The organism is Pseudomonas flavocrustae (genome assembly GCF_029872515.1).
Classification (GTDB): Bacteria; Pseudomonadota; Gammaproteobacteria; order Pseudomonadales; family Pseudomonadaceae; genus Chryseomonas; species Chryseomonas aestiva.
On the sequence record NZ_JAPDIQ010000007.1, the window covers coordinates 148,199 to 173,691 of the forward strand.

Below are 25,493 nucleotides of genomic sequence, written 5' to 3' on the forward strand. Positions count from 1 at the left end.
GGGGCCGCACCTGCTGGCGACGAAGCCTCCAGCCGCCCTTCCCTGCCGAGTCCAGGCCAGGACCTCTCGATCCCCACCCTTTGGCTGTATCACTAAAGCATGACTAATAAAAAATAGCCCATTAAAACGGCACCACTCGTTTCACCTGAACTTCGTGGCCAGGAATCTACTTCTTCAATAGTCCCGATACTGGGGACCAGCAAACAGCGGAATCCCCCTTTAAGCCTTTATATAAAGATTAGACTTACCATTATTTAAATGTTGTAAATACCAAACTTTTCCCCATGACCCTCGGCTAGAATCCGACGCCCTCAGCACTCCTCGAACCCCGGAACTTTCCGCCGAACGTTGGGAAATAGCCCCATGAAAATGAGCAACATGAGTGTTCGTACGAAGCTGTTTTCCGGCTTTACCGTCCTGATCATCCTGACCCTGGCTATCGCCTATGCCGGTTGGAACGGCATCCAGGCCCTGGGCCGACGCGGCAACCTGATCGAACAGTTCAACCAGATCGGGCTACTTGCCCGCGACATGCGCAATGCGCGCAAGGACTTTGCGATCTTGCCGGAAGCGGATCAGGCCAGTCGCTGGAAAAGCGGCATCGATGCCCTCGAACAGCACTTGCAGGATGCCCGTCCGCTGTTCAAACGTCCGGAGAGCAAAGCGCTGCTGGCCCGCACCGAACAGACCCTCAGGGAATACCGTGACCTCTATCGGCAGACGCTGAAGGTGACCCAGGACCGCACCACCACCCTTCAGGACGTGCGCAACACGGGCGATATGCTGGACAAGCGGTTGCAGGAGGCGTCAGGCGTCCTGAACCGCGAAGGCGATCAGGCCAGCGCCCAGCTGCCTTCCCTGCTGGCGGCGCTGCAGCAGCTGCGGATCCACTTGCACCTCTATGTACTCAAGTCAGCCGGCCCGCAACAGGAGGCCTTGCAAGCGTCCCTGGACAGGGTCGGCGAGGTACTCAAGACCCTGCCTTCGACCCCGGAATTGCAGCAGCTGCCAGGGCTCCTTGACGAGTATCAGCGCCAGGTCCAACAGCTGTTCAGTATTCAGAAGGCGTACCAGGAGGTTAATCAGGGCCTCTACCAGCATATCCAGGTGCTGCTCAAGACCTCCGACGAAATGAAACAGATACAGAGCCAGTTCCGCCTCGACGATATCCGCGGGGCCAAGCTGATGCTCTTTGGCGGGCTGCTGCTGGCGATACTGCTCAGCCTGGTCGCGGCCTGGATCATTACCCGCTCCATCGTGACGCCGCTGCGCCAGACCCTGGCGACCGTAGAGCAGCTCGCTGCCGGCGACCTGACCGTGCAGATCGAAGCGGCGCGCAAGGACGAGATCGGCCAGTTGCAGGCGGCCATGCAGCTCATGATCGTCAATCTGAGCGATCTGATCCGCGAGCAGAAGGATGGCGTCATCCAGGTCGCCAGTGCCGCCGAAGAACTCTCCGCCATCACCGAGCAGACCCGCGCTGGCGCCTCGGCACAGAAGATGGAGACTGAGCAGATCGCCACCGCCATGCAGCAGATGAGCGCCACCATCAATGAGGTGGCGCGCAATGCCGAACAGGCGTCGACGACCGCCCGCGAGGCCACCCTCAAGACCCGCGAGGGTGACGAGATGGTCAACCAGGTCGCCACCCAGATCCAGACCCTGGCCCAGGAAGTGGACAGCACCCAGACCACCATGGAGTTGCTCAGGCAGGACGCCGACCGCATCGGCGGGGTGCTGGACGTGATCAAGGCGGTCGCCGAGCAGACCAATCTGCTGGCGCTCAACGCCGCCATCGAAGCCGCTCGCGCGGGTGAAGCGGGCCGTGGCTTCGCCGTGGTCGCCGACGAGGTGCGTGGCCTGGCGCAGCGTACGCGCTCCTCCACCGACGAGATCGCCAGCCTCATCACTAGGCTGCACGGCAGCACCGACAAGATGAGCGCCGCCCTGGACCGCAATATCCAGCTGACCGGCGACAGCGTCGACCTGACCCGCCAGGCGGGCGTGGTCCTGGGCAGCGTCAGCAGTGCGGTGAGCGAGATCGAGGCCATGAACGAGCAGATCGCTACTGCGGTCGAGCAGCAGAGCGCGGCCGGTGAAAACATCAGCCGCAGCGTGGTCAAGGTCCACGAAGTCGCCGACCAGACCGCAGCCGCCACCGAGAAAACCGCCGGTTCCAGCACCGAGCTGGCCAATCTGAGCCTGCAGCTGCAAGAGCTGACGTCGCGCTTCAGGGTCTGATACCTGTTCGGCTCCCGTTCCGCCGAACTCCCGGCCTGCTCTCGTCGCGGACGGAAGACCTCGGGCATTGATGATCGGGGGCTCGTTCAGGCCTGACGCCCAGGGGGCGTCTTGTCCATGCACTTCGGCGACACTTCAACCAGCCAGAAGCCTGCAGCGGAAGAAGCCCGGTTATCGAGTGAAAACCAACTACGAAGTTATGGGAATAATAAAGCCTTCATCCTGACCGAAGTTCGTCAGCCTTTGGACGAAGAGAATCCTCAACAGTCATAAACTTGAAACAAGGGTTCCACAACCTGCTCTCTGTTGTTATCGGTTGAACGATATCTCTTATCTCAACAGATAGTTCTACCTGGCACTCCGGTATTTATCACCGAATCGCTCGATAATTTCTGCACAGGCCTTTCGATATCACTACGGCGGCAAGGCCTGGCGTGTTGCCGAGTTCCTGGCAATGAACGCTTTCCCAGCGCCGCTGCTGCTCAACCCTGGTCGTCGTTCAGGCGATCCGTTCGTACCTGCAATCGCGGCCAGCGCTCCAGCCAGCCCTTGGTCGCGAGCCGCTGGCGAAAGGCTTCCGGCCGGGGCCGCCAGGGATTGGGCGTGAGATGCAGGGCCAGGAGTCCTTCCTGGGCGAAGGGACTGACGACTTCGAGCTCACCTTCGGCGGTCAGGCGCGCGGCCAGGGCCGTTTCCATCTCAGGCCAATGGGCCATAGCATCCCGGCAGTCGCGATAAGGGCGATCGTCATTGCGCAGATGCATCCGCGCCTGATTCTTCACCGACCAGGGCCGACCCGGCGCCCGCTCCGCCAGCGTCATCTCGATGGACCTGTCCCGCTCGGGTCGACAGTCGGTCGCGTCGAAATGGATGACATCCAGATCCGCCAGCGGCGTCGATTCGGCATGGCCATGCAGTCGATCCCAGACCAGGTTGCGCACGAAGCCTGCAGCCAGCCAGGCATCTGGCAGCTGCAGGTCGGCGAGGACGCGCAGCAGGCGCAGACGCTCGGCATCGGCCTTCAACCAGGACTCGATCTGGGAGAACACGGGGTCATGGCCGGACTGGTCAGTCTGGAAATCCCGAAGATGACCGCCTGCACCGCCTTTCGCAACGCCCATCGCCAATAATCGCAATAACGTTTGGTCGTCTTAAGTTTTACCAGCAGATGTCGAAAATGTGACGGCTTCGCTAAATCACGTTTGCGAGGCCAACAGGACGTGGTGACCGGTCAGGACATGACCCTTGGCAAGCCCTCGCTCGAAAAGAGGGTGCCGCACCTCGCTGCTTGCTACTGCCCATGCTTCCCGAGGTGTAGATGTTTCGTAACCTGTCGCTGACGCTCAAGCTGTCGCTGCTGCCGGCTGCCGCTCTGCTGGGCCTGCTGCTCTACGTGGCCTATACCTCCGCCCAGCTGGCTGGCAACGATCAACGTCTCGACCAGCTGGAAAATCACAGCTATCCGCTGCTGGAAAAGGCCGACGCGGTGCTCTTCCAGTTTTCCCGCCTGCCCGGACTGTTCAACAGCGCCGTGACCGCCAGTGAACTGGAAACCCTGGGCGAGGCGCGCAAGGTGGTCGACGACATCGACAGCCGCCTGCAGGAAATGGCCGACCTCACCCGCCAGACCTCGGCGCGCAACGACGAGATCTCCGGCTGGCGCCAGGGTATCCATCGCTATGCGGACAACGCCCTGAGCGCCTCCGAGCAACTGATCAAGGGCAGCGGCTCCTTCGATTCCCTGCGGCCCAATCTGGACCGCATGGCCACGGATCTCGCCGCTGCCCAGCAGCTGGGCACCACCCTGCGCAGCCATGCCTATACCGACTTCCAGCAGACCCTGGCCCAGGCCCGCGACCAGAATGCCGACACCACCCGGGTCGGCATCTGGCTGAGTCTGCTGCTGGTGGTGATCCTGGCCGGCGCCGCCGTGCTGACCATCCGCAGCGTGCTCGGCAGCGTGCGCGAGGTGATCACCTCGCTGCGCGCCATCGCCGAGGGCGACGGCGACCTCACCCGTCGCCTGCAGGTCGGCTCGCGGGACGAGATCGGCCAGATGACCGCACTGTTCAACGTCTTTCTCGATCAGCTGCAGGGCACCATCAAGGCCATCGTCGATGCCGCCCACCCGCTGGGCCAGGTGTCCGGCGAGCTCTACAGACTCACCCAGACGGTGGAGAACAACGCTCGTTCCCAGCAGGGTCACACCGAGTCCATCGGCCGTGACATCCAGACCATGAACACCAACCTGCATGAGGTGGCCGACCGCTCGCGCGAGGCCGCTGACCAGGCCTCCGCCGCGGCCGAGCAGTCCGCCGCCGCCCGTACCAGCATCGGCCAGCTGTCGCGCAACATGGGCGAACTGGACGACAGCGTGCGCCAGTCGGCCGAGTCCATGCAGCAGCTGGAACAGGAAACCCGCCAGGTCGGCCTGGTGCTGGACGTGATCAAGTCCATCGCCGAGCAGACCAATCTGCTGGCGCTCAACGCCGCCATCGAGGCCGCGCGCGCCGGCGAACAGGGCCGCGGCTTCGCCGTGGTGGCCGACGAGGTGCGCAATCTGGCGCAGAAGACCGCGCGCTCCACCGCCGAGATCCAGCAGATCATCGAACGCCTGCAGGGCAACGCCCAGCGCGTGCTGCAGGCCATGCAGGGCAGCCATACCCAGGCGCAGGTCAGCGCCAGCAGCTCCCAGGCCGCCACCGCGATGCTCGAAGGCATCGCCCAGGCCGTGGCGCGCATCAACGACTACAACGCTCAGATCGCCCTGCTCACCGGCGAGCAGCTGAGTCTTTCCGATTCGATCAGCAGCGACACCCGCCGCCTGCAGACCGATACCCAGTCCAGTGCGGACAGCACCACCGCCACCGCCCGCATGGGCGAGCAGCTGGTGGTGGTCGACACCGATCTCCGGCAGGCGACCTCGCGCTTCCGCATCTAGCTAGCCCGCTACCGACTTTCCCTATACCGAGAAACCTCTAGGAGCATTTCCATGGCTTTTGCACGTCTGCTCGCCTTCGGCGCGGCCCTCACCTGCGCGGGATCCGCGCTCGCCCTCGATCAGGGCGACTACCGCTTCAACGGCTTCGGCACCGCCGGCATCACCCACCTGGGCGGGGAAGACGACGGCCGCAGCTTCGGCATCAACGGCCAGACCAACGATCACTGGCGTGGCGATCAGCTGAGCAAGCTGGGCGGCCAGTTCCAGTACGGCCTGACCGACAAGCTGGACGCCACGGTGCAGGTCACCGCCAAGGCCGAGCAGGACCAGTGGAAGGCCAACCTGGAATGGGCCTATCTGGCCTTCCACGCCACCGACAACCTGACCTTCCGCGCCGGCCGCCTGCGCACGCCGGTGTTCATGTATTCCGAGACCCTGGACGTAGGTATCACCTACCCCTGGCTGCGCCTGCCCGACGAGGTCTACAGCCAGGTGCAGGTTTCCAACTACGAAGGCGCCGACGCCCTCTGGAGTCTGCCGGTCGCCTTCGGCACCCTGAACGTCCAGGTGAGCGGGGGCCAGGCGGTCAATCGCAACTACTTCGTCAACGATGATCTCTATGACATCGACTACAAGCGCATCGCCGCCGCCAACGTCAGCCTGGCGACCAACGAGTACGGCACCGTGCGCCTGGCCTACACCGAATCGAGCATCGACCTGCACTACCCGTTGCTGACCCTGGACGACCAGAAGGGCAAGTTCACCTCGCTCGGCTACCAGTACGACAACGGCACTTGGCTGACCAGCAACGAATGGACCCGTCGCGTCATCGAGGGCGACAACCAGGGCAGCAGCAACGCCTTCTATCTGATGGCCGGTCGCCGCTTCGGTGACTTCCTGGCCCACGTGACCTACGCCCAGCTGGACGAAGAACGCGCCGGTCGCCAGAGCTCCTGGACCTATGGCCTGAACTACAACATCACCCCCAGCCTGGTGCTCAAGAGCGAATACAAGCGCGTCGACACCACCGGCGGCTACAACGGCACCTTCGTCAAAACCGACAGCGAGAGCATCGCCAACGCCGTCTACGACCGCAGCGGCGGTCGCTTCGGCGCGCCGGCGCGCAACTTCGACGGCGACATCGTCAGCATCGGCCTCGACTTCATCTTCTAAGGAATCCGCCCATGAGTTCTCTCCGCCTGCTCACCGGCGCCGCCCTGCTGTTCAGCGTCGGCTTGGTCCACGCCGAAGTCGCCGTGATCGTCAATTCGGCCGCCGCCAAGACACCCGGCCAGGATGAAGTGGCCAACATCTTCCTCGGCAAGGACAAGTCGCTGAAGGGCGTCGACCAGAAGGACTGGTCGGCCACCAAGGAGACCTTCTATGCCAAGGTCGCCAACAAGAACGAAGCCCAGCTGAAGTCCTACTGGTCGGGCCTGGTGTTCACCGGCAAGGGCCAGCCGCTGCCCAGCGTGGCCGGCGACGCCGCCGTGGTCGCCCAGGTAGCCGGCGAAGCCGACGCCATCGGCTACGTGGACAAGGCCGCGGTCACCGACAAGGTGAAGGTCCTCTTCACCCTGCAGTGATAGTCGCGCCATGAAAAAAGCCGTCTCGCGACGGCTTTTTTCATTTCCGGGAAGGCCTCAGGCCACCGAGGCGATGCGGTTGCCGGCGCTGGCCTTCTCGACCTTGATGGCGACGAACTTGGAAGTGGGCGTGAAGCTGCCCTCGCCGTAGCTCTCCAGGGGCACCAGCGGATTGGTCTCCGGGTAGTAGCCGGCGGCCTGGCCGACCGGGATGTCGAACGGCAGCGCGGTGAAGCCGCGGACCCGGCGCTCGATACCGTCGTCCCACAGGGCGACCAGATCCACCTTCTCGCCGGCGGCCACGCCCAGCCGATCCAGATCGGCCTGGTTGACGAAGACCACGTCGCGCTGGCCCTTCACGCCGCGATAGCGGTCGTCGAGGCTGTAGATGGTGGTGTTGTACTGGTCGTGGGATCTCATGGTCTGCAGGATCAGATCCGGCTTGATGCCCTGGCGGCGGACCGCGTCCGGCAGCAGGTCATGCAGCAGCGCATTGGCGGCGAAATTGGCCTTGCCGGTGGCGGTGTTCCACTCCCGGCGCCCGGCCTTGTTGCCCAGGTAGAAGCCACCGGGCGCGGCCAGCCGGGCATTGAAGTCCTGGAAACCGGGGATGACGTCGGCGATCAGGTCGCGGATGCGATCGTAGTCCTCGATCAGCCAGTCCCAGTCCACCGGATGGTTGCCCAGGGTGGCCTTGGCCAGCCCGGCGACGATGGCCGGCTCGGACTTCATCTGCGACGACAGCGGCCGCAGGATGCCGGCCGAGGCATGCACCATGCTGAAGCTGTCTTCCACGGTGATGGCCTGCTTGCCGCCCTTCTGCACGTCCGTCTCGGTACGACCCAGGCAGGGCAGGATCAGCGCCTGCCGACCGGTCACCAGGTGGCTGCGGTTGAGCTTGGTGGCGATGTGCACGGTCAGCCGGCACTTGCGCAGCGCCTTGTGGGTGCGCGGGGTGTCCGGGGTGGCCTGGGCGAAGTTGCCGCCCAGGGCGATGAACACCTTGGCCTGCCCCTGCTCCATGGCGGCGATGGCCTCCACGGTGTTGTGACCACGGTTGCGCGGCGGCTCGAAGGCGAAGCGCTTGGCCAGGGCGTCGCTGAGCCAGGCCGGGGCCTTCTCGTCGATGCCCATGGTGCGGTCGCCCTGGACGTTGCTGTGGCCGCGCACCGGACAGAGACCGGCGCCAGGCTTGCCGATCTGGCCGCAGAGCAGCTGCAGGTTGGCGATCTCCTGCACCGTGGCCACTGAGTGGCGGTGCTGGGTGATGCCCATGGCCCAGCAGATGATGACCTTCTCGGCCCGGGCATACATGCGCGCGGCCTGCTCGATCTCGTGCAGCGACAGCCCCGACTGGCGCTCGATCAGCTCCCAGGAGGTGGCGTCGACCTGGGCCAGGTAGTCGTCCATGCCGAGGGTATGGGCGGCGATGAAATCGTGGTCGAAGATGCGCTTGCCACCCTTGGCGGCGGCTTCGCGCTCCCACTGCAGGAGGTACTTGGCGATACCGCGCAGCGCCGCCATGTCACCGCCCAGAGCCGGACGGAAATAGGCGGTGTTGGTCGGCCGCGAGTCGTTGGTGAGCATCTCCAGCGGATTCTGCGGATGCTGGAAGCGCTCCAGGCCACGCTCCTTGAGCGGGTTGAAGCAGACCACCTGGGCACCGCGCTTCACCGCGTTGCGCAGGGTCTCGATCATGCGCGGGTGGTTGGTGCCGGGATTCTGGCCGATGACGAAGATGGCATCGGCCTCGTCCAGGTCGTGATAGGTCACGGTGCCCTTGCCGACGCCGATGCTGCGGCCCAGGCCGACACCGCTGGCCTCGTGGCACATGTTCGAGCAGTCGGGGAAATTGTTGGTGCCATAGGCGCGCACGAACAGCTGGTAGAGGAAGGCCGCCTCGTTGCTGGCGCGACCCGAGGTATAGAACTCGGCTTCGTCGGGGCTGGCCAGGGCCTTGAGCTCCTTGGCGATCAGCGCGAAGGCGGCGTCCCAGGCGATGGGCACATAGCGATCGGTGGCGGCGTCATAGCGCAGCGGCTCGGTCAGCCGACCCTGGTATTCGAGCCAGTAGTCGCTCTGCTCCTGCAGCGAGGTCACGCTATGGCGAGCGAAGAAGGCCGCATCAACATGGCGCTTGGTGGCTTCCCAGTTGACCGCCTTGGCGCCGTTCTCGCAGAACTTCACCAGGCCGTTTTCCGGCGCCTCGCCCCAGGCACAGCCCGGGCAATCGAAGCCGTGGTCCTGGTTGGTCTTGAGCAGCGTCCGCAGATTCTTGAAGGCGTTGCCGCTGTCGAGCCAGAAGTGCACCACGCTCTTCAGGGCGCCCCAGCCGGCGGCGGGGCCTTGATAGGGTTTGAAGGACTGCTGAGGTTTGTTCATGGCGATACCTGTGGGATCAAGGGGCAACGGGCGCCGGGGCATAGACCCGCGGTGGCGACCGGTGCGGCAGGTGGATCAGATTGAGACGATGGCGGCGCGCCCATTCCACGGCGAGCCCGGTGGGCGCCGACAGGGTGATGAGGGTGGCGAGCCCGGCACGCACCGCCTTGTGGATGAGTTCGAGACTGCAGCGACTGGTGACCACCACGCAGCCCTCGCGCACCGGCTGGCGCTGGCGCAGCAGGGCGCCGATCAGCTTGTCCAGGGCGTTGTGGCGGCCGATGTCTTCGCGGCACAGGGTCAGTTCACCCTGAGCGTCGATGAACAGCGCGGCATGGACCGCCCCGCTGCGTTGACCGAGATCCTGGGCAGCATCGATCCGCTGGCGCAGGTCATGCAGATGGGCGGCCGGGGGCAGCCGCACCTTGCGCAGTCGATCCAGCTGCGGCAGCGCCTGTTCCAGCGCCTCGACCCCGCACAGGCCGCAACCACTGGTCCCGGCCAGCTGGCGGCGCTGCTGCTTGAGCGCCCAGAAGGTGCGGCTGCTGATCTCGACGTCGACATTGAGCGCCTCGCCCACGCGCCGCACCTGGATGCCATAGATGTCGTCGATGGCATCGACGATGCCGGCGCTGAGGCTGAAACCGACCACGTAGTCTTCCACGTCGGCCGGGGTTGCCATCATCACCGCATGGCTGATGCCGTTGTAGGCGATGGCCAGCGCCACCTCTTCGGCCAGCGGCTGTTCGCCCCGTACGGCAGGCTGCTCCAGCTCGGCGAAGGCATAGCCGGCGGGGGGCGCGGCAACGAGGTCTGGCGATTGCTGGGACATGGGCGAAAACGACCTGCGGCGGTTTGACACAGATCAAAGATTAACCAGCACATCCCGAGGCGTCTAATCGCTATGACCGATGCCTTGATAAACGCTATCTATCACTCTCGGCATAAAGCGCCTTGACGGCCTGGAAGCAGGCATCGGCCACCGCCAACCGGGGTTCGGTGCGCCGGATGAGCAAACCCAGCGGCGCCAGGGTGCGGGCCGTGTCGATGGGAATCAGCCGGGCATGGGGCGTAAGACGATCGAAGCCACCGGCAAGGGGCACCACGGCGCAGCACAGACCGGCATTGACGGCCTGCAAGAGCAGATAGACGGCATCAGTCTCCAGCACCGGCTGCGGCGTCAGCCCCAGGCTGCGAAAGCCGTGGTCCACCGATTGACGGAAATGCATGGCGCCGGTCAGCAGGCCCAAAGGCAGCCCGGCCACCGCCTGCCAGTCCAGCGCGACCTGGTCGAAACTGAAATGCCGCTCGTCATAGAGCAGGCCCATGCGCGTCTCGGTCAGGGTCAGGCTGTCGAAGCGCGCCGGATCCAGGTGTTCCAGGTAGGAGATGCCCAGCTCCAGGCGATTGCTGGCCACGGCTTCGAGGATGCGCTCGGTGCTCAGCACCTGCAGCTGGAAATGCAGCTTGGGGTGCAGCAGGCGCAGGTGCTGCAGCAGCGGCATGGGATCGAAGCTGGCCAACGGCACCAGGCCGACCCGCAGGGTGCCCACCAGTTGTCCCTGGAAGGCCTGGGCCTCGGCATAGAGCCCGTCATGGGCGGCCATCAGGGTGCGCGCCCAGGCGAGAATGCGCTGACCGGCCTCGGTGAAGCCCTCGAAGCGCTGCCCGCGACGCACCAGCTCCACCCCCAGCTCGTCTTCCAGGCCGCGCAGGCGCATGGACAGGGTCGGCTGGGTAACGTGACAGCGCGCCGCCGCCTGGCCGAAGTGCCGCGTCTCGTCCAGGGCGATGAGAAAGCGCAGTTGCTTGATGTCCACGGGTTACCTCCAGGCGCTCTGCCCCCTCTCCCGCTGGGAGAGGGCCGGGGTGAGGGTCGCCAGGACTGCGGCAGTCATCACTGCGGCAGCAACTCCCGATAGTCCCGCACCGCCTCGAATTCCTCGCTGTCCTTGGGTCCGCGCCGGCTGTCCGGCTCGTAGATCGCCAGCAGGTGGGCGACCCCGTAGTCGCGGGCGCTGCGCAGGATCGGCAAGTTGTCGTCGATGAACAGGGTGCGCGCCGGATCGAAGGCGAAGTCGGCCTGCAGGGCGTGCCAGAACTGCTGTTCTTCCTTGGGAAAGCCATAGTCGTGGGAGCTGATCAGCCGGTCGAAATAGGGCGCCAGCTCGATGCGCTCCAGCTTCAGCGACAGGGAGTCGCGGTGGGCATTGGTGATCAGCGCCACCCGCTTGCCGGCGCGCTGCAGGGCGGCAAGGAAGGTATCGGCATCCGGACGCAGGGCGATCAGGTGGGCGATTTCCTCCTTGAGTTCGCGCATGGAAAAACCCAGCTCGGCGCTCCAGAAGTCCAGGCAATACCAGGTCAGCTTGCCCTGGTGGCTGAAAAACAGCGGCTCCAGCTCGGCCTTGGCCAGCGCCAGGGACTGGCCGTGGCGCTCGGCATAGCGCTGCGGCAGGTACTCCAGCCAGAAATGGTTGTCGAAATGCAGATCAAGCAGGGTGCCGTCCATGTCCAGCAACACGGTATCGATACGGCTCCAGTCGAGAGGGGTCATGGTGACTCCGGATCATGTAACAGGCGGGTTATCATACCCGTCCGCCCAGCCCAGGAGCCGTCCATGCGCCAGAAACCCACTGTTCTCGCCCGACAGATCGTGGCCAAGAGCCGCCTGTTCACCGTCGAGGAGATGCAGTTGCGCTTCGCCAACGGCGAGGAGCGCACCTATGAGCGCCTGGCCAACAAGGGCACCGGTCACGGTGCGGTGATGGTGGTGGCCCTGCAGGACGCCACCCGCGCCCTGCTCATCGAGGAATACTGCGGCGGCGTGGAAGACTACGAACTGTCGTTGCCCAAGGGCCTGGTGGAGCCGGGCGAAGAGATCCTCGACGCCGCCAATCGCGAACTCAAGGAAGAGGCGGGTTTCGGTGCCCACCAGCTGGAATACCTCACCGCGCTGTCGCTGAGCCCCGGCTACATGAGTCAGCGCATCCATGTGGTGCTGGCCCGCGACCTCTATCCGGAGCGCCTGCCGGGCGATGAACCCGAGCCCCTCGAAGTCAGCAGCGTCGACCTGCGCGAGCTGTCGCAACTGGTGCAGAATCCGCGCTTTTCCGAAGGCCGGGCCCTGGCCGCCCTCTACCTGGTGCGCGACCTGCTCACCCAACGCGGAGACCTTTCGGCATGATGGCGCCCGTTTCCATTACCGCTCCGCTGGTACTCAACGTCATCGACTTGGTGCGCCAGGCCGGCGCGGCCATCCTGCCCCACTGGCGCCAAGGCGTGGCGGTGCGGCAGAAGAGCGACGACTCGCCGGTGACCGCCGCCGACCTCGCCGCCCACCGGGTGCTGGCCGACGGCCTCGCCCGGCTGACCCCGGACGTGCCGGTGCTGTCGGAGGAAGCCTGTGACATCCCCTTCGCGGCGCGCAGCGCCTGGGACGTCTGGTGGGTGGTCGACCCCCTGGACGGCACCAAAGAATTCATCGACGGCAGCGAGGAATTCACCGTCAACGTGGCCCTGGTCGAACGCGGCCAGGTGATCTTCGGCGTGGTCGGCATCCCCACCCGGGACGTCTGCTTCAGCGGCGGCCGCGAACTGGGCGCCTTCCGCATCCAGGGCGAAGACGGCATCGAGATCGGCGTGCGCGTCCAGCCGGAAGACGCCTTCACCGTGGTCGCCAGCCGCCGCCACGGCAGCCCGGCCCAGCAGCGCCTGGTGGACGGGTTGGGCGATACCTTCGGCGAACCCAAACTGGTAAGCGTCGGCAGCTCGCTCAAGTTCTGCCTGCTGGCCGAAGGCCTGGCCGACTTCTATCCCCGACTCGCCCCCACTTCCCAGTGGGATACCGCCGCCGCCCAGGGCGTGCTGGAAGGCGCCGGCGGCGAGGTCGTAACCCTGGACGGCCAGCCCCTCACCTACGAGATGCGCGAGTCCTTCCTCAACCCGCACTTCCTCGCCCTGCCCCGCGAGGCCGCCTGGCGGCAACAGGTGCTGGAGCTGGCCGGGTCGTTGGGCGACGCCTGAGCCGTCAAGCCACGACCTTGGCCAGTTCCGGCACATCGCCGGACAGGCCCAGGGCGCGGCGGACGAACAGCGCCTTGGCCTCGAAGTGGCGATCAACCTGCTTGAGCGCGGCGTTGCGCAACCAGCGCAGCGGCAGGCGGTCGTCTTGGAACAGGCGCTGGAAGCCTTCCATCGCCGCCATCATCGCCAGGTTGTGCGGCATGCGGCGGCGCTCGTAGCGTTCCAGCACCCGCTGCTCGGCGATGGATTCACCGCGCGCCTGGGCATGGCGCAACTCCTCGGCCAGTACCGCGGCATCGAGAAAGCCCAGGTTGACGCCCTGCCCGGCCAGCGGATGGATGACATGGGCGGCATCGCCGATCAAGGCCAGGCCAGGTTCCACATAGCGCTTGGCATGGCGCTGGCGCAGCGGGATGCACAGTCGCGTGTCGCTGCATTCCACCTTGCCCAGACGCTGCTCGAAGGCCTCGCCCAAGGCCTGGCAGAAGGCCGCGTCGTCCAGGGCCATCAGTCGCTCGCCCTGCTTGGGCGTGCAGGACCAGACGATGGAGCACCAGCGGGTATCGCCACCGCGGTCCAGAGGCAGGAAGGCCAGCGGGCCGTCGTCGGTGAATCTCTGCCAGGCGGTGCGCTGGTGCGATTCGGCGCAGCGCACGCTGGTGACGATGGCATGGTGCAGATAGTCCCACTCGCGGGTTTCCAGCCCGGCCAGGCGGCGTACGGCGGAGGTGGCACCATCGGCGGCCACCACCAGGGGGGCGCGGATCTGGCGGTCACCAGCCAGTTGCACCAGCCACTGGTCGCCGGAGCGACGCAGCAACTCCAGGCGCGCCTCGGGCAGGAGCAGGACGTTGGCCTCGGCCAGGCGTTCGAGCAGGGCATCCTGCACCACGCGATTCTCGACGATATGGCCGAGCACCTCGGCATGCACGCTGGCGGCATCGAAATGCACGACGCCGGTGCCGGAGCCGTCCCAGACGTGCATCGCCTGGTAGGGACTGACGCGGCGCGCGAGGATGCCGTCCCAGGCGCCGAGGCGTTGCAGGATGCGTTGACTGGCCAGCGACAGGGCGCTGACCCGGGGTTCGAAGGGCAGGTCGCTTTCGACCGCGCCAGGGGTGAGCGGGCCGCGGTCGAGCAGCACCACCGACAGGCCGCTGTCGGCCAGGGCCAGGGCCAGGGCGCTGCCGACCATGCCGGCACCGACGATCACCAGATCCGCATGGGTCAGCATGCTCGTTTCTCCTCGCAGGTCAGGGACGGGTACCCAGGCCCATGGCCTGGCGGGCGAAGGCACTCTTGGCCGGCGGGCACAGTTCCAGGCCGACCAGGCCCAGGTTGCGTCCGGCACTGAGCCAGGGCCGGCTGTTGGAGAACAGCCGGGTGATGCGATCGGAAAAGCCGATGGTCAGCTGCTGGTCCAGGCGCTGGCCCTGCAGGTAGTCCTGCAGGGCGGCGAAGTCGCCGGGTGCCGCGGCGCTCTCCAGCAGGCACTCGGCCAGGCTGTCGACATCGCGCAGGGACAGGTTGAAGCCTTGGCCGGCGATGGGGTGCAGGCTGTGGGCGGCATTGCCCAGGACCACCAGGTGCGGGCGGATCTGCTCGTTGGCTTCCAGCAGGGTCAGGGGATAGGCATGGCGGGTGCCGACCTGGGTGAAGCTGCCCAGGCGATAGCCCACCGCCTGCTGCAATTCGGCGAGAAAGACGGCGTCGGGCGCCTGTTGCAGGCGCAACGCCTCGGCATCCGGCTGGGTCCAGACCAGGGCGCTGCGCTGACCCGGCAGGGGCAGCAGCGCCAGGGGGCCGTGGGGGGTGAAGCGCTCGAAGGCGCGACCACCATGACCCAGATTGGTCGAGACGTTGGCGATCAGCGCGGTCTGCTCATAGACCGTCCGCCGCACCTCGATGCCGAGGGATTCGCGCAGCGCCGAGCGACCGCCGTCGGCCAGTACCGCCAGGCCGCATTCGAGGATGTCGCCATCATCCAGCTCCAGGCGATAGCCATCGGCAACGGCGGTGAGCGTGCGCACCTCGGCCGGGCAGCGCCATTCCACGACCTCGTGATCCAGCGCCTGCCAGAGCACCTGGCCGATCCAGGCGTTCTCCACCACATAGCCCAGCGCCGGCAGATTCTCGTCGCGGGCGAGCAGCTGGGTCACGCCGAAGCGGCCCTGGTCGGAAACCTGGATCTCGCGGATCGCCTCGGCGTGTTCGGCCAGGGCATCCCAGACGCCAAGGCGCTGGTAGATCAGCCGCGAGCCGTAGGACAGCGCCGAGGAGCGGGCATCGTAGCTGGGCTGATAGGTGTCGCCGGGGGCGAAGGGCTCCACCAGCAGGATGCGCCAGCCGCGCGCCTTGGCGCCGGCCTGCAGGGCCAGGGCCAGACTGGCACCCACCAGGCCGCCACCGATGATGGCGATATCAGGACGTTGCATGAGCGTTCTCCCGGCGGTCGCGCGCGGCCGCCATCAAGCCTTCGATCTCCGCGGCCGCCTTGGGCAGGCCGGCGGTCAGCACCTCGCAACCACTGCGCGTCACCAGCACCTCGTCCTCGATGCGGATACCCAGGCCGCGCCATTTGCGCGGCACCTCGGCCTCCACCGGGATATACAGTCCGGGCTCCACGGTCAGCGCCATGCCCGGCTCCAGCATCCGCCACTGATCGCCGATGCGGTATTCGCCGACGTCATGGACATCCAGCCCCAGCCAGTGACCAGCACGGTGCATGTAGAACTGCCGACAGGCGCCCGTCTCGATCAGGTCGTCCAGTTCGCCCTGGAGCAGACCCAGCGCCAACAGCCCTTCGGTGATCACCCTGACCGTGGCTTCGTGGGGTTCGTTCCAGTGCCGCCCGGGCGCCACGCAGGCAATGGCGGCCTGGTTGGCGGCCAGCACGATGTCGTACAGCTGCCGCTGCTCCGGCGAGAAGCGGCCATTGACCGGAAAGGTACGGGTCACGTCGCTGGCATAGCACTCCAGTTCGCACCCGGCATCGATCAGCACCAGGTCGCCGTCGCGCAGGGGCGCATCGTTGGCCTGGTAGTGCATGACGCAGGCATTGGCCCCGGCGGCAACGATGGAGCCATAGGCCGCCAGTCGGGCCCCGCCCTGGCGGAAGCAGTAGTCCAGCTCGGCCTCCAGGTGATACTCGCGCAGCCCCGGTTGGCAGGCCTGCATGGCACGCAGGTGGGCCGCACAGGTCAATTCGGCGGCGGCCTTGAGCAGGCGCACCTCGGCGGCCGACTTGTACAGCCGGCTGTCGTGCAGCAGGGTATCCAGCGCCAGCAGCTCCCGCGGCGGCGAGGCGCCCTGGTCGGCCTTGGCGCGGATCAGTTCGATCCAGTTGAGCAGTTGCCGCTCGAATTCCGGATGGGCGCCCATGGCGTAGTAGACCCGCTCGCGCCCTTCCAGCAGGCCGGGCAGGATGTCGTCCAGATCGCCGATGGGAAAGGCATCGTCCGCGCCATAGTCGGCCAGCGCCCCTTCCTGACCGGCGCGCCGGCCCTCCCAGCGTTCCAGCTCCGCGTCCCGTTCGCGGCAGAACAGCAGGTATTCACCGTGGGCCCGGCCGGGAATCAGCACGGCCAGGGCCTCGGGCTCGGGAAAACCGGTGAGGTACTGGAAGTCGCTGTCCTGGCGATAGGGCTGCTCGATGTCGCGATTGCGCAGGCACACCGGCGCGGCGGGCAGCAGGGCGATGCCGCCGTGGCCGATCTCCGCCATCAGGGCGCGGCGGCGACGGGCGAATTCGGCCTTGTGGATCCGCGGCATGGCCGCTCAGTGCACCACGGGCGCAGGTTCGGGGATGGGGCCGCGCCCGTATTCGCCGTACAGCAGCAGCGGAGCGACGCGCAGGTATTCGGTGACTTCCATGAAGTCGTTCTCGCCCTCTTCGCCTTCTTCGGCGGGCTCCTGGATCTGCGCGATGGCCGCGAGGTCCTCGAGCACCTCGCGGGCCTCGCCCGAGACCTCGCCGGTGCGCCCGGAAAGCCCAAAACCGGCCAGGAAGCCCTGGCACCACTGGCCCAGGGCGGCGGTACGCTCGGCCAGGGGGAAGTCGTCCGGCGGCAGCATCAGCACCAGGGCCACCTGCTGGCCGGCGAATTCCTGCTGCACCATGCCCAGCAGCCCCGACAGCGCCGCCTGCAGACGCTCGCCCGGCGCGCCACCGAGCAGCTCGCTGGCCGCGGCCAGCCAGTCGTTCTCGTCGAAACCCGCGCCCCCACAGACCCGCCCGAGCAGGTGACCTTGGAGTTCGGCGGGCGAGACCGGCAAAGCGGCCTCGGCGAGCAGGGTGGCGAAGGCGGCGTAGGCGGATGCTGAGCTGGACATGGCGTCGAGGTGAGGCGCTGGCTAGAATGAAGCCTTATCCTACGCGCTGACCCCGCCGGCGGCCAATCTCGTTGCACCCTTCTGGAGCTGTAGCCCTCATGCGCGAGTCTCGCGACACGCCCCTCGACGCCGATCTGGAAGCCCTCGGTGACCGTGTGGAGCGCCTGCTCCTGCGCCTCGAGGAGCTGCAGCGGCAGAATCGACAACTGCGCCAGGGCGAGCGCAACTGGCGCCAGGAGCGCGCCGAGTTGATCGAAAAGAACGAATTGGCCAGATCGAAGGTCGAAGCGATGATTTTACGCCTGAAAGCTTTGGAGCAGGACTCATGAGCATCGAGACCGTGACCGTCCAGATAATGGAAAAGGAATATCGCATCAGCTGCCCGGCTGACGAGCGCGCCAACCTGGAGAGCACCGCTCGCTACCTGGACGGCAAGATGCGCGAGATCCGCGCCAGCGGCAAGGTCATTGGCGCCGACCGCGTAGCGGTGATGGCCGCCCTCAACATCACCCACGAATTGCTGCACCGCCAGGACGACGTCAGCCTGGAAGTCAGCAGCACCCGCGAACGGGTCCGTGATCTGCTGGATCGCGTCGACCGGGCGCTGATCACCGAACACGACACCACCGCCTGACCGCCGACCGGAATGGGTGGGGGGTTTGCATCCCGGCTCAGGGGCGTATACTGGAGGTCACTCTCTGGTGTGTGCGCCAGTCGGTCATGTCCCCGAGCCGATAAGCAACACCCCGGGGGTTGCTCGTAAGACTGGTGTGCATGTCCGCTACGGCGGAAAGCCTAAAGGTCTACGACTTCTCCCACCTTGAACCAAGGGTTCAAGGGCTACACCGGCAGCGGCATTCCGGAGAGCTTATTTTTTCCATGACCACCCCGCCTTCTCCCGATCTCAGCAGGCCCGCGCTGCGCAAGCTCCTCCGCCAGCGACGTCGCGCCCTTACCCCCGTCCAGCAACGCCAGGCCGCTCGCCAGCTCTATCGGCAACTCGCCCAGCATCCGCTGTTTCGCCGTGCCCGGCATATCGCCTTCTATCTCCCCAGCGATGGCGAGATCGATCCGCGCCCGCTGCTCGAAGCAGCCCAGCGTCGCGGCAAGGCCACCTATCTGCCCGTGCTTTCGCGTTGGCCGCGAACGGCGATGATCTTTCAGCGGGTCGGTCGCGGCGAATCCTGGGTGCGCAATCGCTTCGGCATCGCCGAGCCGCGCCCGGATCGGCGCCTGGGTCGGCCGACCTGGGCCCTGGATCTGATCCTGATGCCACTGGTGGGCTTTGATCCCCAGGGCGGACGCCTGGGCATGGGCAAGGGCTTCTATGACCGCAACCTGGCCTACCTGGCGCGCCGGCGGCAGTGGCACCGTCCGCAGCTGATCGGCTGCGCCCATGAATGTCAGAAGGTGGAGCGACTGGCACTGGCGGCCTGGGACGTGCCCATGGCGGCCGTGGTGAGCGATGGCGACTGGTACGCTCAGCGAATGGGAGAGACGTCCCGCGTCGGCTGAGCGTCGCTGGTATAGCGGGCGTACTGCTGCTCGCTCTGGCGCTGCTCCCAGAAACTCTGGGTGTACCCGGTGGTGACCACGCCCAGGGTGAAGATCAGGACCAGCACCCACAACAGATCAGGTTTGCGTTTCATCGAGCTGGGCCACCCCCTTGCTGGCACCTTTGGGCAGGACAGGACGTCGCCCTGTTATGCTCAGCGCGTACGATCAGACTACATCCGGAATGGGCGGCATTCTGCGACAAGCGGTCGCCCCTTGCAATCGACCAGACCCTTTCCTGGAAGCTCCCGAGCCTCCATTCGTCAGGAGACGAACCGTGGCCTGCTGGCTGTTGAAATCCGAGCCCGATGAGTTCTCGCTAACCGACCTGGAGCGCCTGGGCCAGGCGCGCTGGGACGGGGTGCGCAATTACCAGGCGCGTAACTTCCTGCGCGCCATGGCATCCGACGAACTGTTCTTCTTTCATCATTCGAGTTGCGCCGAACCGGGCATCGCCGGCATCGGCCGCATCGTCGGCGCGGCCTTCGCGGACCCTACCGCCCTGGACCCCGAAAGCCCCTACCATGCGCCCAAGGCCAGCGCCGAGGACAATCCCTGGACGGCGCGCCAGGTCGCCTTCGTCGAGGCTTTTCCGCGGGTGCTGACCCTGCCGCGCCTGCGCCAGTTGCCGGCACTCGCCGACTTCGCCCTGCTGCGCAAGGGCAACCGCCTGTCGGTGATGCCGGTCAGCCCGGCGGAGTGGACGGCGATCGTTGCCGCGGCGCGCGGCTGACCGTCGACCTCAGGGCTGGATGATCAGGTTGTTGAACAGCAGGTCCTCCACCAAGGGCTTGCCCTCCTCCTGGGTAAGGATGCTCTGCACCTGCTTGAGCGCCTCCTGGCGCAGTTTCTCGCGGGCGTCCACCCCGGCCAGGGTCTCGTCGGTCTGCTGGGCGAAGAGCATCACCAGCTGATTGCGGATCAGCGGCTCGTGGAATTCCACCCTATCCTTGGCTTCCTTGCCGGTCATCATCAGGGCGATGTCGGCCTTGTAGTACTTGAGCTTGGGACCGCTGCCATAGTTGCCGACCAGCGCCGGGGTCAGGTTGTAGAATTCGGTCTTGGGGGCCTCCCCTTCCTTCTTCTCTTCGTTCGCCCAGACATTGAAGGCCAGGCAGAAGGACAGCAAAACGGCAGCGACGGCTTTCACGGCGAATCCTCTGGAGGTGAATGGCTGCAGCATAGCCAGCGGGATTCAAGGGGTCACCTCGAACCTGAGGGTTCCGATCACCTGGCCGACGTCCGTCACCACTTGCACCTGCCAACGGCCGGTCACGTCGCCGGGAAAGTTCTGCTTGTGGGTCCAGGCGCGATAACCGGCCTCGCGACCGCCGCTGATATCCAGCGGAATCCGATCCACCTCCTGACCGGCATGCCGCCAGACATGGTAGATGCGCTCGTTCAGGCCGCGCGGCGCATTGATGGCGGTGAAGGCATAGAGTCCCTGGGCACGCAGCTGGGCACTGCTCAGGCTTCTCACCGCATCGCCCGGCTGGCGCTTGAGGCTGTCGAAGTTGGTGCTCATGCCCATGTCGGTCAGCCACAGGGTGGCCGGCGGTACCCAGGCGCGACCCAGCCAGCCGAAGGCGCCGATGGCCAGGCACAGCCCCAGCAGTCCCAGCCAGCGCCAGCCCAGGCGTACCCGGAAGGCCACCGCCAGACTGGGAAAGGACAGCAGCACGGCGACGCCCAGGGCCAGTTCGTAGCTCTGGGTGGTGGTCAGGTGCAGGATGATCGGCAGGGCGGTGAGCAGCACCGCGAACAGGGTCAGGGTGTGGTAGCTGAGGAACACCCAGCGCCGCGGCGCCAGGGCCTTGTAGTAGAGCGGATCGATGATGGACACCAGCGCGGCCGCGCCGATCAGCCCGGTGAACAGCGCCTGGCCGCTGTTCCAGGCGGTGGTGATGGCAAAGAACGGCAGGCAGAAGAACAGGCTTTCCTGGTGGATCAGCTGGGTGGCGTAGCGCAGCAGCGGCGGCGGCAACTCCCAGCCGAAGCGGCGACTGATCCAGCCCCGCAGCACATTTTCCAGCATCAGCCAGACCCAGCTCGCCAGCATGACCACGGCCATTACCGGGGCGAAGCCCTTCTGCCGGTCCACCAGCAGGAAACTGCAGATCCCCGAAATGAAGCCGGCCAGGGCGATCAGCCGCGGATAGCGTTCGAACAGGGCGGTGGCCAGGTTCAGGGCGCGGGAGGACAGGACTTTCCAGGCAGGCATGACGACTCGTTAAAACGGCAGCAAAGACGCGCCACCCTAGGCGCGCAACCCCCGCAGATCAAGGGGGAATCCTGGCGCTCGCTGCCACAGGGCGGAAAAGCCTGTGCAGGCTGTAATATCATTGTAATATTCGAAAACGAACCTGGAATGTTCGCTTTCGATTAATACCTATAACAATACCGAGGCTCCCATGCTTGGAATCTTCGCCCCTGCGGCCCATCGCACGCCGCTGCCCGCCGATCGCATCGATCCCGTCTACCGCCGTCTCCGCTGGCAGATCTTCGCCGGGATCTTTATCGGCTATGCCGGCTACTACCTGCTGCGCAAGAACTTCTCGCTGGCTATGCCCTACCTGGTGGAGCAAGGCTACAGCCGGGGTGAACTGGGGGTGGCGCTGTCCGCGGTAGCCATCGCCTACGGCCTGTCCAAGTTCCTCATGGGGCTGGTCTCGGACCGCTCCAATCCGCGCTACTTCCTGCCCTTCGGGCTGGTGATGTCGGCGCTGGTAATGCTGCTGTTCGGATTCGCGCCCTGGGCCACCTCCAGTGTCAGCATCATGTTCGTCCTGCTGTTCCTCAACGGCTGGTTCCAGGGCATGGGCTGGCCGCCCAGCGGTCGCACCATGGTGCACTGGTGGTCGCAGAAGGAGCGTGGCGGGGTGGTCTCGGTATGGAACGTCGCCCACAACGTCGGCGGCGGCCTGATCGGCCCGCTGTTCCTGCTTGGCCTGGCCTGGTTCAACGACTGGCACGCCGCCTTCTATGTCCCGGCCGTGGTGGCCCTGGCAGTGGCGGTCTTCGCCTTCATCGCCATGCGCGACACCCCGCAGTCCTGCGGCCTGCCATCGGTGGAACACTGGAAACAGGACTTCCCCGAGGGCTACAGCGAAGGTCACGAACGCGAATTCTCCACCAAGGAGATCTTCGTCGAGTACGTGCTGAAGAATCGCCTGCTCTGGTACATCGCCCTGGCCAACGTCTTCGTCTACCTGCTGCGCTATGGCGTGCTGGACTGGGCCCCCACCTACCTCAAGGAAGCCAAGCACTTCTCGGTGGACAAGACCTCCTGGGCCTACTTCTTCTACGAATGGGCCGGCATCCCCGGCACCCTGCTCTGCGGCTGGCTCTCGGACAAGCTGTTCCGCGGCAACCGCGGTGCCACCGGCGTGGTGTTCATGCTCGGCGTGCTGGTCGCCACCCTAGTCTACTGGCTCAACCCGGAAGGCAATCCCGGCATCGATCTGGCGGCCCTGGTATCCATCGGCTTCCTGATCTACGGACCGGTGATGCTGATCGGCCTGCAGGCGCTGGAACTGGTACCCAAGAAGGCCGCCGGCACCGCCGCGGGCTTCACCGGGCTGTTCGGCTACCTGGGTGGCTCGGTCGCGGCCAACGCCCTGGTCGGCTACACCGTGGACCACTTCGGCTGGGATGGCGGCTTCATGCTGCTGATCGGCTCCTGTGTCCTGGCCATCGTCTTCCTGGCGATGACCCTGAGACACACCGGCATGGTGGCCAAGTCGGCGCGGTAGCGCCGATTGCCCAGGGTGGATGACGGCACAGCTTCATCCACTCTGGGTCCTGGTCGAAAACGCTTTGTGCTTTTCGATCAATCGCGGCCATGGGCCGCTCCTACAGGTAGAGCTTACCCGTAGGAGCGGCCCTTGGCCGCGATAGGCTCACCCCCGCGGCGCGTAGGCGAAGACGTCAGCGCGCATCTGGTGTGCGTCCATGCCGGCTTCCACCAGGGCGTCCAGGGTGGCATAGACCATCGCCGGCGAGCCGCTGGCATAGACGTGCAGGCCGCTCAGGTCGGCGAAATCCGCACGTACCACCTCGTGCAGCAGACCACAGCGCCCTGCCCAGCCACCGGCATCGCTCACCACCCGGTTCAGGGTGAGATTGGGCAGCTCCGCCCAGGCGTCCCAGGCCTCGATGGCATAGAAGTCGTCCGGCGTGCGCACGCCCCAGTAGAGGTGCACCGGATGGGCGAAGCCCCGGGTACGGGCATCTTCGATCAGGCTGTGCATCTGGGCCATGCCGGTCCCGGCGGCGATTAGTACCAGGGGGCCTTCAGGCAGTTCGGCCAGATGGGCGTCGCCATAGGGCAACTCGACCTGGGCCATACCCTTGCTTTCCAGTTGCGCCAGCAGCGCCTGGCTGCTGGCCTCGCGCGCCAGCACGTGCAATTCCAGCTCACGCCCCTGATGGGGCGCCGAGGCCAGGGAAAAGGCCGACTGCTTGCCGTCGTCGCGCTGGATCAGCAGGTACTGACCGGCATGATAGCGCGGCGGCCGCCCGGCGGGAGCACGCAGGCGCACCCGGCGGACATCGCCACCCACGTCGTCCAGGGCCACCACCTGGCAGGCCAGCTGGCGCACCGGCAATTCGCCAGGCGCCAGGACGCCGTCCCACTGCAGCAGGCAGTCGCTCAGGGGTACGGCCACGCAGACATAGATCTCGCCATGATCGACGGTCTGGCCGTGCTGGGCGACCTGGCCCTCCACCAGCAGCGCGGCGCAGAGCTGGCAATTGCCGTTGCGGCAGCTGTGCGGCCCGCTGTAGCCGAGGCGCTGCGCGGCGGCCAGGATGGCCTCGCCGGGCTGGGTTTGCAGTACCGCACCCGAGGGCTGCAGGGTGACCTTCATCGTCGTCTCCGTTAGTCGATCCCGAGACTGGACCACATCTCGTCCACCCGTTTGACCACCGCTTCGTCCTTGACGATCGCCCGCCCCCACTCGCGGGTGGTTTCGCCCGGCCACTTGTGGGTGGCATCCAGGCCCATCTTCGAGCCCAGGCCGGAGATCGGCGAGGCGAAGTCCAGGTAGTCGATGGGGGTGTTGTCGATCATCACGGTGTCGCGCTTGGGATCCATGCGCGTGGTCACGGCCCAGATGACGTCGTTCCAGTCGCGGGCATTGATGTCGTCGTCGGTGACGATCACGAACTTGGTGTACATGAACTGCCGCAGGAACGACCAGACGCCCAGCATCACCCGCTTGGCGTGGCCGGGGTACTGCTTCTTGATGGTCACCACCGCCATGCGGTAGGAGCAGCCTTCCGGCGGCAGGTAGAAGTCGACGATCTCCGGGAACTGCTTTTGCAGGATGGGCACGAAGACTTCGTTGAGCGCCACGCCGAGGATGGCAGGCTCGTCCGGCGGACGCCCGGTGTAGGTACTGTGATAGATGGGATCGCGGCGCCGGGTGATGCGCTCCACGGTAAAGACCGGGAAGGTATCGACCTCGTTGTAGTAGCCGGTGTGATCGCCATAGGGCCCTTCCGGCGCGGTCTCGCCCGGATGGATGACCCCTTCCAGCACGATCTCGGCACTGGCCGGCACCTGCAGGTCGTTGCCCACGCACTTGATCAGTTCGCTGCGACTGCCGCGCAGCAGGCCGGCAAAGGCGTATTCGGACAGGGTGTCGGGTACCGGAGTGACCGCGCCGAGGATGGTGGCCGGATCAGCGCCCAGGGCCACGGCCACCGGGTAGGGCTGGCCGGGATGCTTCTGGCACCACTCGCGGAAATCCAGGGCACCGCCCCGGTGACTCAACCAGCGCATGATCAGCTTGTTGCGGCCGATGACCTGCTGGCGATAGATGCCGAGGTTCTGGCGTTCCTTGTTGGGCCCGCGGGTGACCGTCAGGCCCCAGGTGATCAGCGGCGCCACGTCGCCCGGCCAGCAGTGCTGGATCGGCAACTTGCCCAGATCGACCGCCTCGCCCTCCTCGATCACCTCCTGGCAGGGCGCATCCTTGACCACCTTGGGCGCCATGCTGATGACCTTCTTGTAGATCGGCAGCTTCGACCAGGCGTCCTTGAGGCCCTTGGGCGGCTCGGGCTCCTTGAGGAAGGCCAGCAGCTTGCCGATCTCGCGCAAGGCGCCGACGTCCTCGGCGCCCATGCCCAGCGCCACACGCTGGGGCGTACCGAACAGGTTGCCCAGCACGGGCATGGAGAAGCCCACGGGATTCTCGAACAGCAACGCCGGGCCCTGCTTGCGCAGGGTCCGGTCGCAGATTTCGGTCATCTCGAGGATCGGCGAGACCGGGGCGGTCACGCGCTTCAGTTCACCACGCTGCTCCAGGCTGCGGATGAAGTCACGCAGATCTCGGTATTGCATGCGGCCTCTTGGCGCTGGGGAAAGTCTGGCAGTCTACCGCCTGAGTCGCGCATCGAGAAAGCACTGGCCCAGAAACGCCAAAGGC

At 65.9% G+C, this 25,493-nt stretch carries 25 protein-coding genes, 1 other RNA gene and 1 pseudogene; 13 read left to right on the forward strand and 14 right to left on the reverse strand.

Annotated elements, in window-relative coordinates; genetic code table 11:
• Nucleotides 1-378: 378 nt before the first annotated feature.
• Nucleotides 379-1,383: pseudogene (locus OMP44_RS25090) on the forward strand (methyl-accepting chemotaxis protein); the annotation flags it as partial.
• A gap of 144 nt (nt 1,384-1,527) precedes the next feature.
• A complete protein-coding gene (locus OMP44_RS25095; protein ID WP_372240041.1) occupies nt 1,528-2,241 on the forward strand; it encodes a methyl-accepting chemotaxis protein in 714 nt (237 codons plus the stop codon).
• Nucleotides 2,242-2,723: 482 nt separating this feature from the next.
• Here the strand turns inward: OMP44_RS25095 and OMP44_RS16550 are convergent, their stop codons facing one another.
• Entirely contained in the window at nt 2,724-3,290 is a 567-nt protein-coding gene (locus OMP44_RS16550) for a nucleotidyltransferase family protein (protein WP_280309772.1), read from the reverse strand.
• Nucleotides 3,291-3,559: 269 nt separating this feature from the next.
• Between OMP44_RS16550 and OMP44_RS16555 the strand changes: the two genes are divergently transcribed.
• The 3 genes from OMP44_RS16555 to OMP44_RS16565 are packed head-to-tail and all read left to right on the forward strand — an operon-like array spanning nt 3,560 to nt 6,768.
• Nucleotides 3,560-5,182, forward strand: a complete 1,623-nt coding sequence (locus tag OMP44_RS16555) for a methyl-accepting chemotaxis protein (protein WP_133860493.1) — start codon at nt 3,560-3,562, stop codon at nt 5,180-5,182.
• Between the two features lie 51 nt (nt 5,183-5,233).
• The gene (locus OMP44_RS16560; protein ID WP_133860492.1) at nt 5,234-6,355 is read left to right on the forward strand and encodes a hypothetical protein; all 1,122 of its coding nucleotides are present in this window, start codon (nt 5,234-5,236) and stop codon (nt 6,353-6,355) included.
• An 11-nt stretch (nt 6,356-6,366) separates the two neighbouring features.
• Entirely contained in the window at nt 6,367-6,768 is a 402-nt protein-coding gene (locus OMP44_RS16565; protein WP_280309779.1) for a phosphate ABC transporter substrate-binding protein, read from the forward strand.
• A gap of 57 nt (nt 6,769-6,825) precedes the next feature.
• On the opposite strand, the gene OMP44_RS16570 is transcribed toward OMP44_RS16565, so the two are convergent.
• From OMP44_RS16570 to yrfG, 4 genes are all read right to left on the reverse strand, one after another.
• Nucleotides 6,826-9,150 carry an FdhF/YdeP family oxidoreductase gene (locus OMP44_RS16570; protein WP_280309781.1) on the reverse strand — a complete coding sequence of 775 codons (2,325 nt, stop codon included), beginning with the start codon at nt 9,148-9,150 and terminating at the stop codon, nt 6,826-6,828.
• Nucleotides 9,151-9,166: 16 nt separating this feature from the next.
• Entirely contained in the window at nt 9,167-9,982 is an 816-nt protein-coding gene (fdhD, locus tag OMP44_RS16575) for a formate dehydrogenase accessory sulfurtransferase FdhD (RefSeq protein ID WP_093253409.1), read from the reverse strand.
• Between the two features lie 94 nt (nt 9,983-10,076).
• Nucleotides 10,077-10,970: a LysR family transcriptional regulator gene (locus OMP44_RS16580; RefSeq protein WP_187980917.1), complete on the reverse strand. Its 894-nt coding sequence runs from the start codon at nt 10,968-10,970 to the stop codon at nt 10,077-10,079.
• Nucleotides 10,971-11,047: 77 nt separating this feature from the next.
• Nucleotides 11,048-11,707 carry a GMP/IMP nucleotidase gene (gene yrfG / locus OMP44_RS16585; protein WP_280309787.1) on the reverse strand — a complete coding sequence of 220 codons (660 nt, stop codon included), beginning with the start codon at nt 11,705-11,707 and terminating at the stop codon, nt 11,048-11,050.
• 63 nt (nt 11,708-11,770) lie between these two features.
• Between yrfG and nudE the strand changes: the two genes are divergently transcribed.
• Together nudE and cysQ are read left to right on the forward strand one after the other, a co-directional pair.
• Nucleotides 11,771-12,337: an ADP compounds hydrolase NudE gene (nudE, locus tag OMP44_RS16590; protein ID WP_273862536.1), complete on the forward strand. Its 567-nt coding sequence runs from the start codon at nt 11,771-11,773 to the stop codon at nt 12,335-12,337.
• On the forward strand, nt 12,334-13,176 hold the full coding sequence (gene cysQ, locus OMP44_RS16595; protein WP_273862537.1) for a 3'(2'),5'-bisphosphate nucleotidase CysQ: 843 nt from the start codon (nt 12,334-12,336) through the stop codon (nt 13,174-13,176). Before nudE ends, cysQ begins: the two co-directional genes overlap by 4 nt.
• A gap of 4 nt (nt 13,177-13,180) precedes the next feature.
• Here the strand turns inward: cysQ and OMP44_RS16600 are convergent, their stop codons facing one another.
• From OMP44_RS16600 to OMP44_RS16615, 4 genes are read right to left on the reverse strand one after another with little or no spacing between them, the layout of a single operon-like run.
• Nucleotides 13,181-14,410, reverse strand: a complete 1,230-nt coding sequence (locus tag OMP44_RS16600) for a 2-octaprenyl-3-methyl-6-methoxy-1,4-benzoquinol hydroxylase (RefSeq protein WP_280309789.1) — start codon at nt 14,408-14,410, stop codon at nt 13,181-13,183.
• A gap of 19 nt (nt 14,411-14,429) precedes the next feature.
• The gene (ubiH, locus tag OMP44_RS16605; RefSeq protein ID WP_273862542.1) at nt 14,430-15,611 is read right to left on the reverse strand and encodes a 2-octaprenyl-6-methoxyphenyl hydroxylase; all 1,182 of its coding nucleotides are present in this window, start codon (nt 15,609-15,611) and stop codon (nt 14,430-14,432) included.
• Nucleotides 15,598-16,947, reverse strand: a complete 1,350-nt coding sequence (gene pepP, locus OMP44_RS16610) for a Xaa-Pro aminopeptidase (protein ID WP_263259093.1) — start codon at nt 16,945-16,947, stop codon at nt 15,598-15,600. The genes ubiH and pepP overlap by 14 nt, the downstream gene beginning before the upstream one ends.
• Before the next feature lie 6 nt (nt 16,948-16,953).
• A complete protein-coding gene (locus tag OMP44_RS16615) occupies nt 16,954-17,508 on the reverse strand; it encodes a UPF0149 family protein (protein ID WP_208693139.1) in 555 nt (184 codons plus the stop codon).
• A gap of 98 nt (nt 17,509-17,606) precedes the next feature.
• Between OMP44_RS16615 and OMP44_RS16620 the strand changes: the two genes are divergently transcribed.
• From OMP44_RS16620 to OMP44_RS16635, 4 genes are all read left to right on the forward strand, one after another.
• Nucleotides 17,607-17,837 carry a TIGR02449 family protein gene (locus OMP44_RS16620; protein WP_007161334.1) on the forward strand — a complete coding sequence of 77 codons (231 nt, stop codon included), beginning with the start codon at nt 17,607-17,609 and terminating at the stop codon, nt 17,835-17,837.
• Nucleotides 17,834-18,142, forward strand: a complete 309-nt coding sequence (locus tag OMP44_RS16625; RefSeq protein ID WP_017639427.1) for a cell division protein ZapA — start codon at nt 17,834-17,836, stop codon at nt 18,140-18,142. The genes OMP44_RS16620 and OMP44_RS16625 overlap by 4 nt, the downstream gene beginning before the upstream one ends.
• 58 nt (nt 18,143-18,200) lie before the next feature.
• Nucleotides 18,201-18,378, forward strand: a non-coding RNA gene (ssrS, locus tag OMP44_RS16630) — 6S RNA.
• Nucleotides 18,379-18,387: 9 nt separating this feature from the next.
• Nucleotides 18,388-19,023 carry a 5-formyltetrahydrofolate cyclo-ligase gene (locus OMP44_RS16635; protein WP_280309797.1) on the forward strand — a complete coding sequence of 212 codons (636 nt, stop codon included), beginning with the start codon at nt 18,388-18,390 and terminating at the stop codon, nt 19,021-19,023.
• On the opposite strand, the gene OMP44_RS16640 is transcribed toward OMP44_RS16635, so the two are convergent.
• Nucleotides 18,990-19,157: a hypothetical protein gene (locus OMP44_RS16640; protein WP_208693141.1), complete on the reverse strand. Its 168-nt coding sequence runs from the start codon at nt 19,155-19,157 to the stop codon at nt 18,990-18,992. The genes OMP44_RS16635 and OMP44_RS16640 overlap by 34 nt on opposite strands.
• 182 nt (nt 19,158-19,339) lie before the next feature.
• Between OMP44_RS16640 and OMP44_RS16645 the strand changes: the two genes are divergently transcribed.
• Entirely contained in the window at nt 19,340-19,795 is a 456-nt protein-coding gene (locus tag OMP44_RS16645; RefSeq protein WP_208693142.1) for an EVE domain-containing protein, read from the forward strand.
• Nucleotides 19,796-19,804: 9 nt separating this feature from the next.
• Here the strand turns inward: OMP44_RS16645 and OMP44_RS16650 are convergent, their stop codons facing one another.
• Both OMP44_RS16650 and OMP44_RS16655 read right to left on the reverse strand, forming a co-directional pair.
• The gene (locus OMP44_RS16650) at nt 19,805-20,212 is read right to left on the reverse strand and encodes a flagellar basal body-associated protein FliL (protein WP_261793911.1); all 408 of its coding nucleotides are present in this window, start codon (nt 20,210-20,212) and stop codon (nt 19,805-19,807) included.
• Between the two features lie 45 nt (nt 20,213-20,257).
• Complete coding sequence (locus tag OMP44_RS16655; protein WP_208693144.1) at nt 20,258-21,283, reverse strand: DUF5924 family protein; 1,026 nt, start codon at nt 21,281-21,283, stop codon at nt 20,258-20,260.
• 190 nt (nt 21,284-21,473) lie between these two features.
• Between OMP44_RS16655 and glpT the strand changes: the two genes are divergently transcribed.
• Nucleotides 21,474-22,814, forward strand: coding sequence for a glycerol-3-phosphate transporter (glpT, locus tag OMP44_RS16660; RefSeq protein ID WP_158890196.1), 1,341 nt, complete (start codon nt 21,474-21,476; stop codon nt 22,812-22,814).
• 147 nt (nt 22,815-22,961) lie between these two features.
• Here glpT and OMP44_RS16665 read toward each other — a convergent pair whose 3' ends face one another.
• Together OMP44_RS16665 and ubiD are read right to left on the reverse strand one after the other, a co-directional pair.
• On the reverse strand, nt 22,962-23,930 hold the full coding sequence (locus OMP44_RS16665; protein ID WP_280309804.1) for a CDP-6-deoxy-delta-3,4-glucoseen reductase: 969 nt from the start codon (nt 23,928-23,930) through the stop codon (nt 22,962-22,964).
• 11 nt (nt 23,931-23,941) lie between these two features.
• Nucleotides 23,942-25,408, reverse strand: a complete 1,467-nt coding sequence (gene ubiD / locus OMP44_RS16670) for a 4-hydroxy-3-polyprenylbenzoate decarboxylase (protein ID WP_187980904.1) — start codon at nt 25,406-25,408, stop codon at nt 23,942-23,944.
• Between the last annotated feature and the right edge of the window lie 85 nt (nt 25,409-25,493).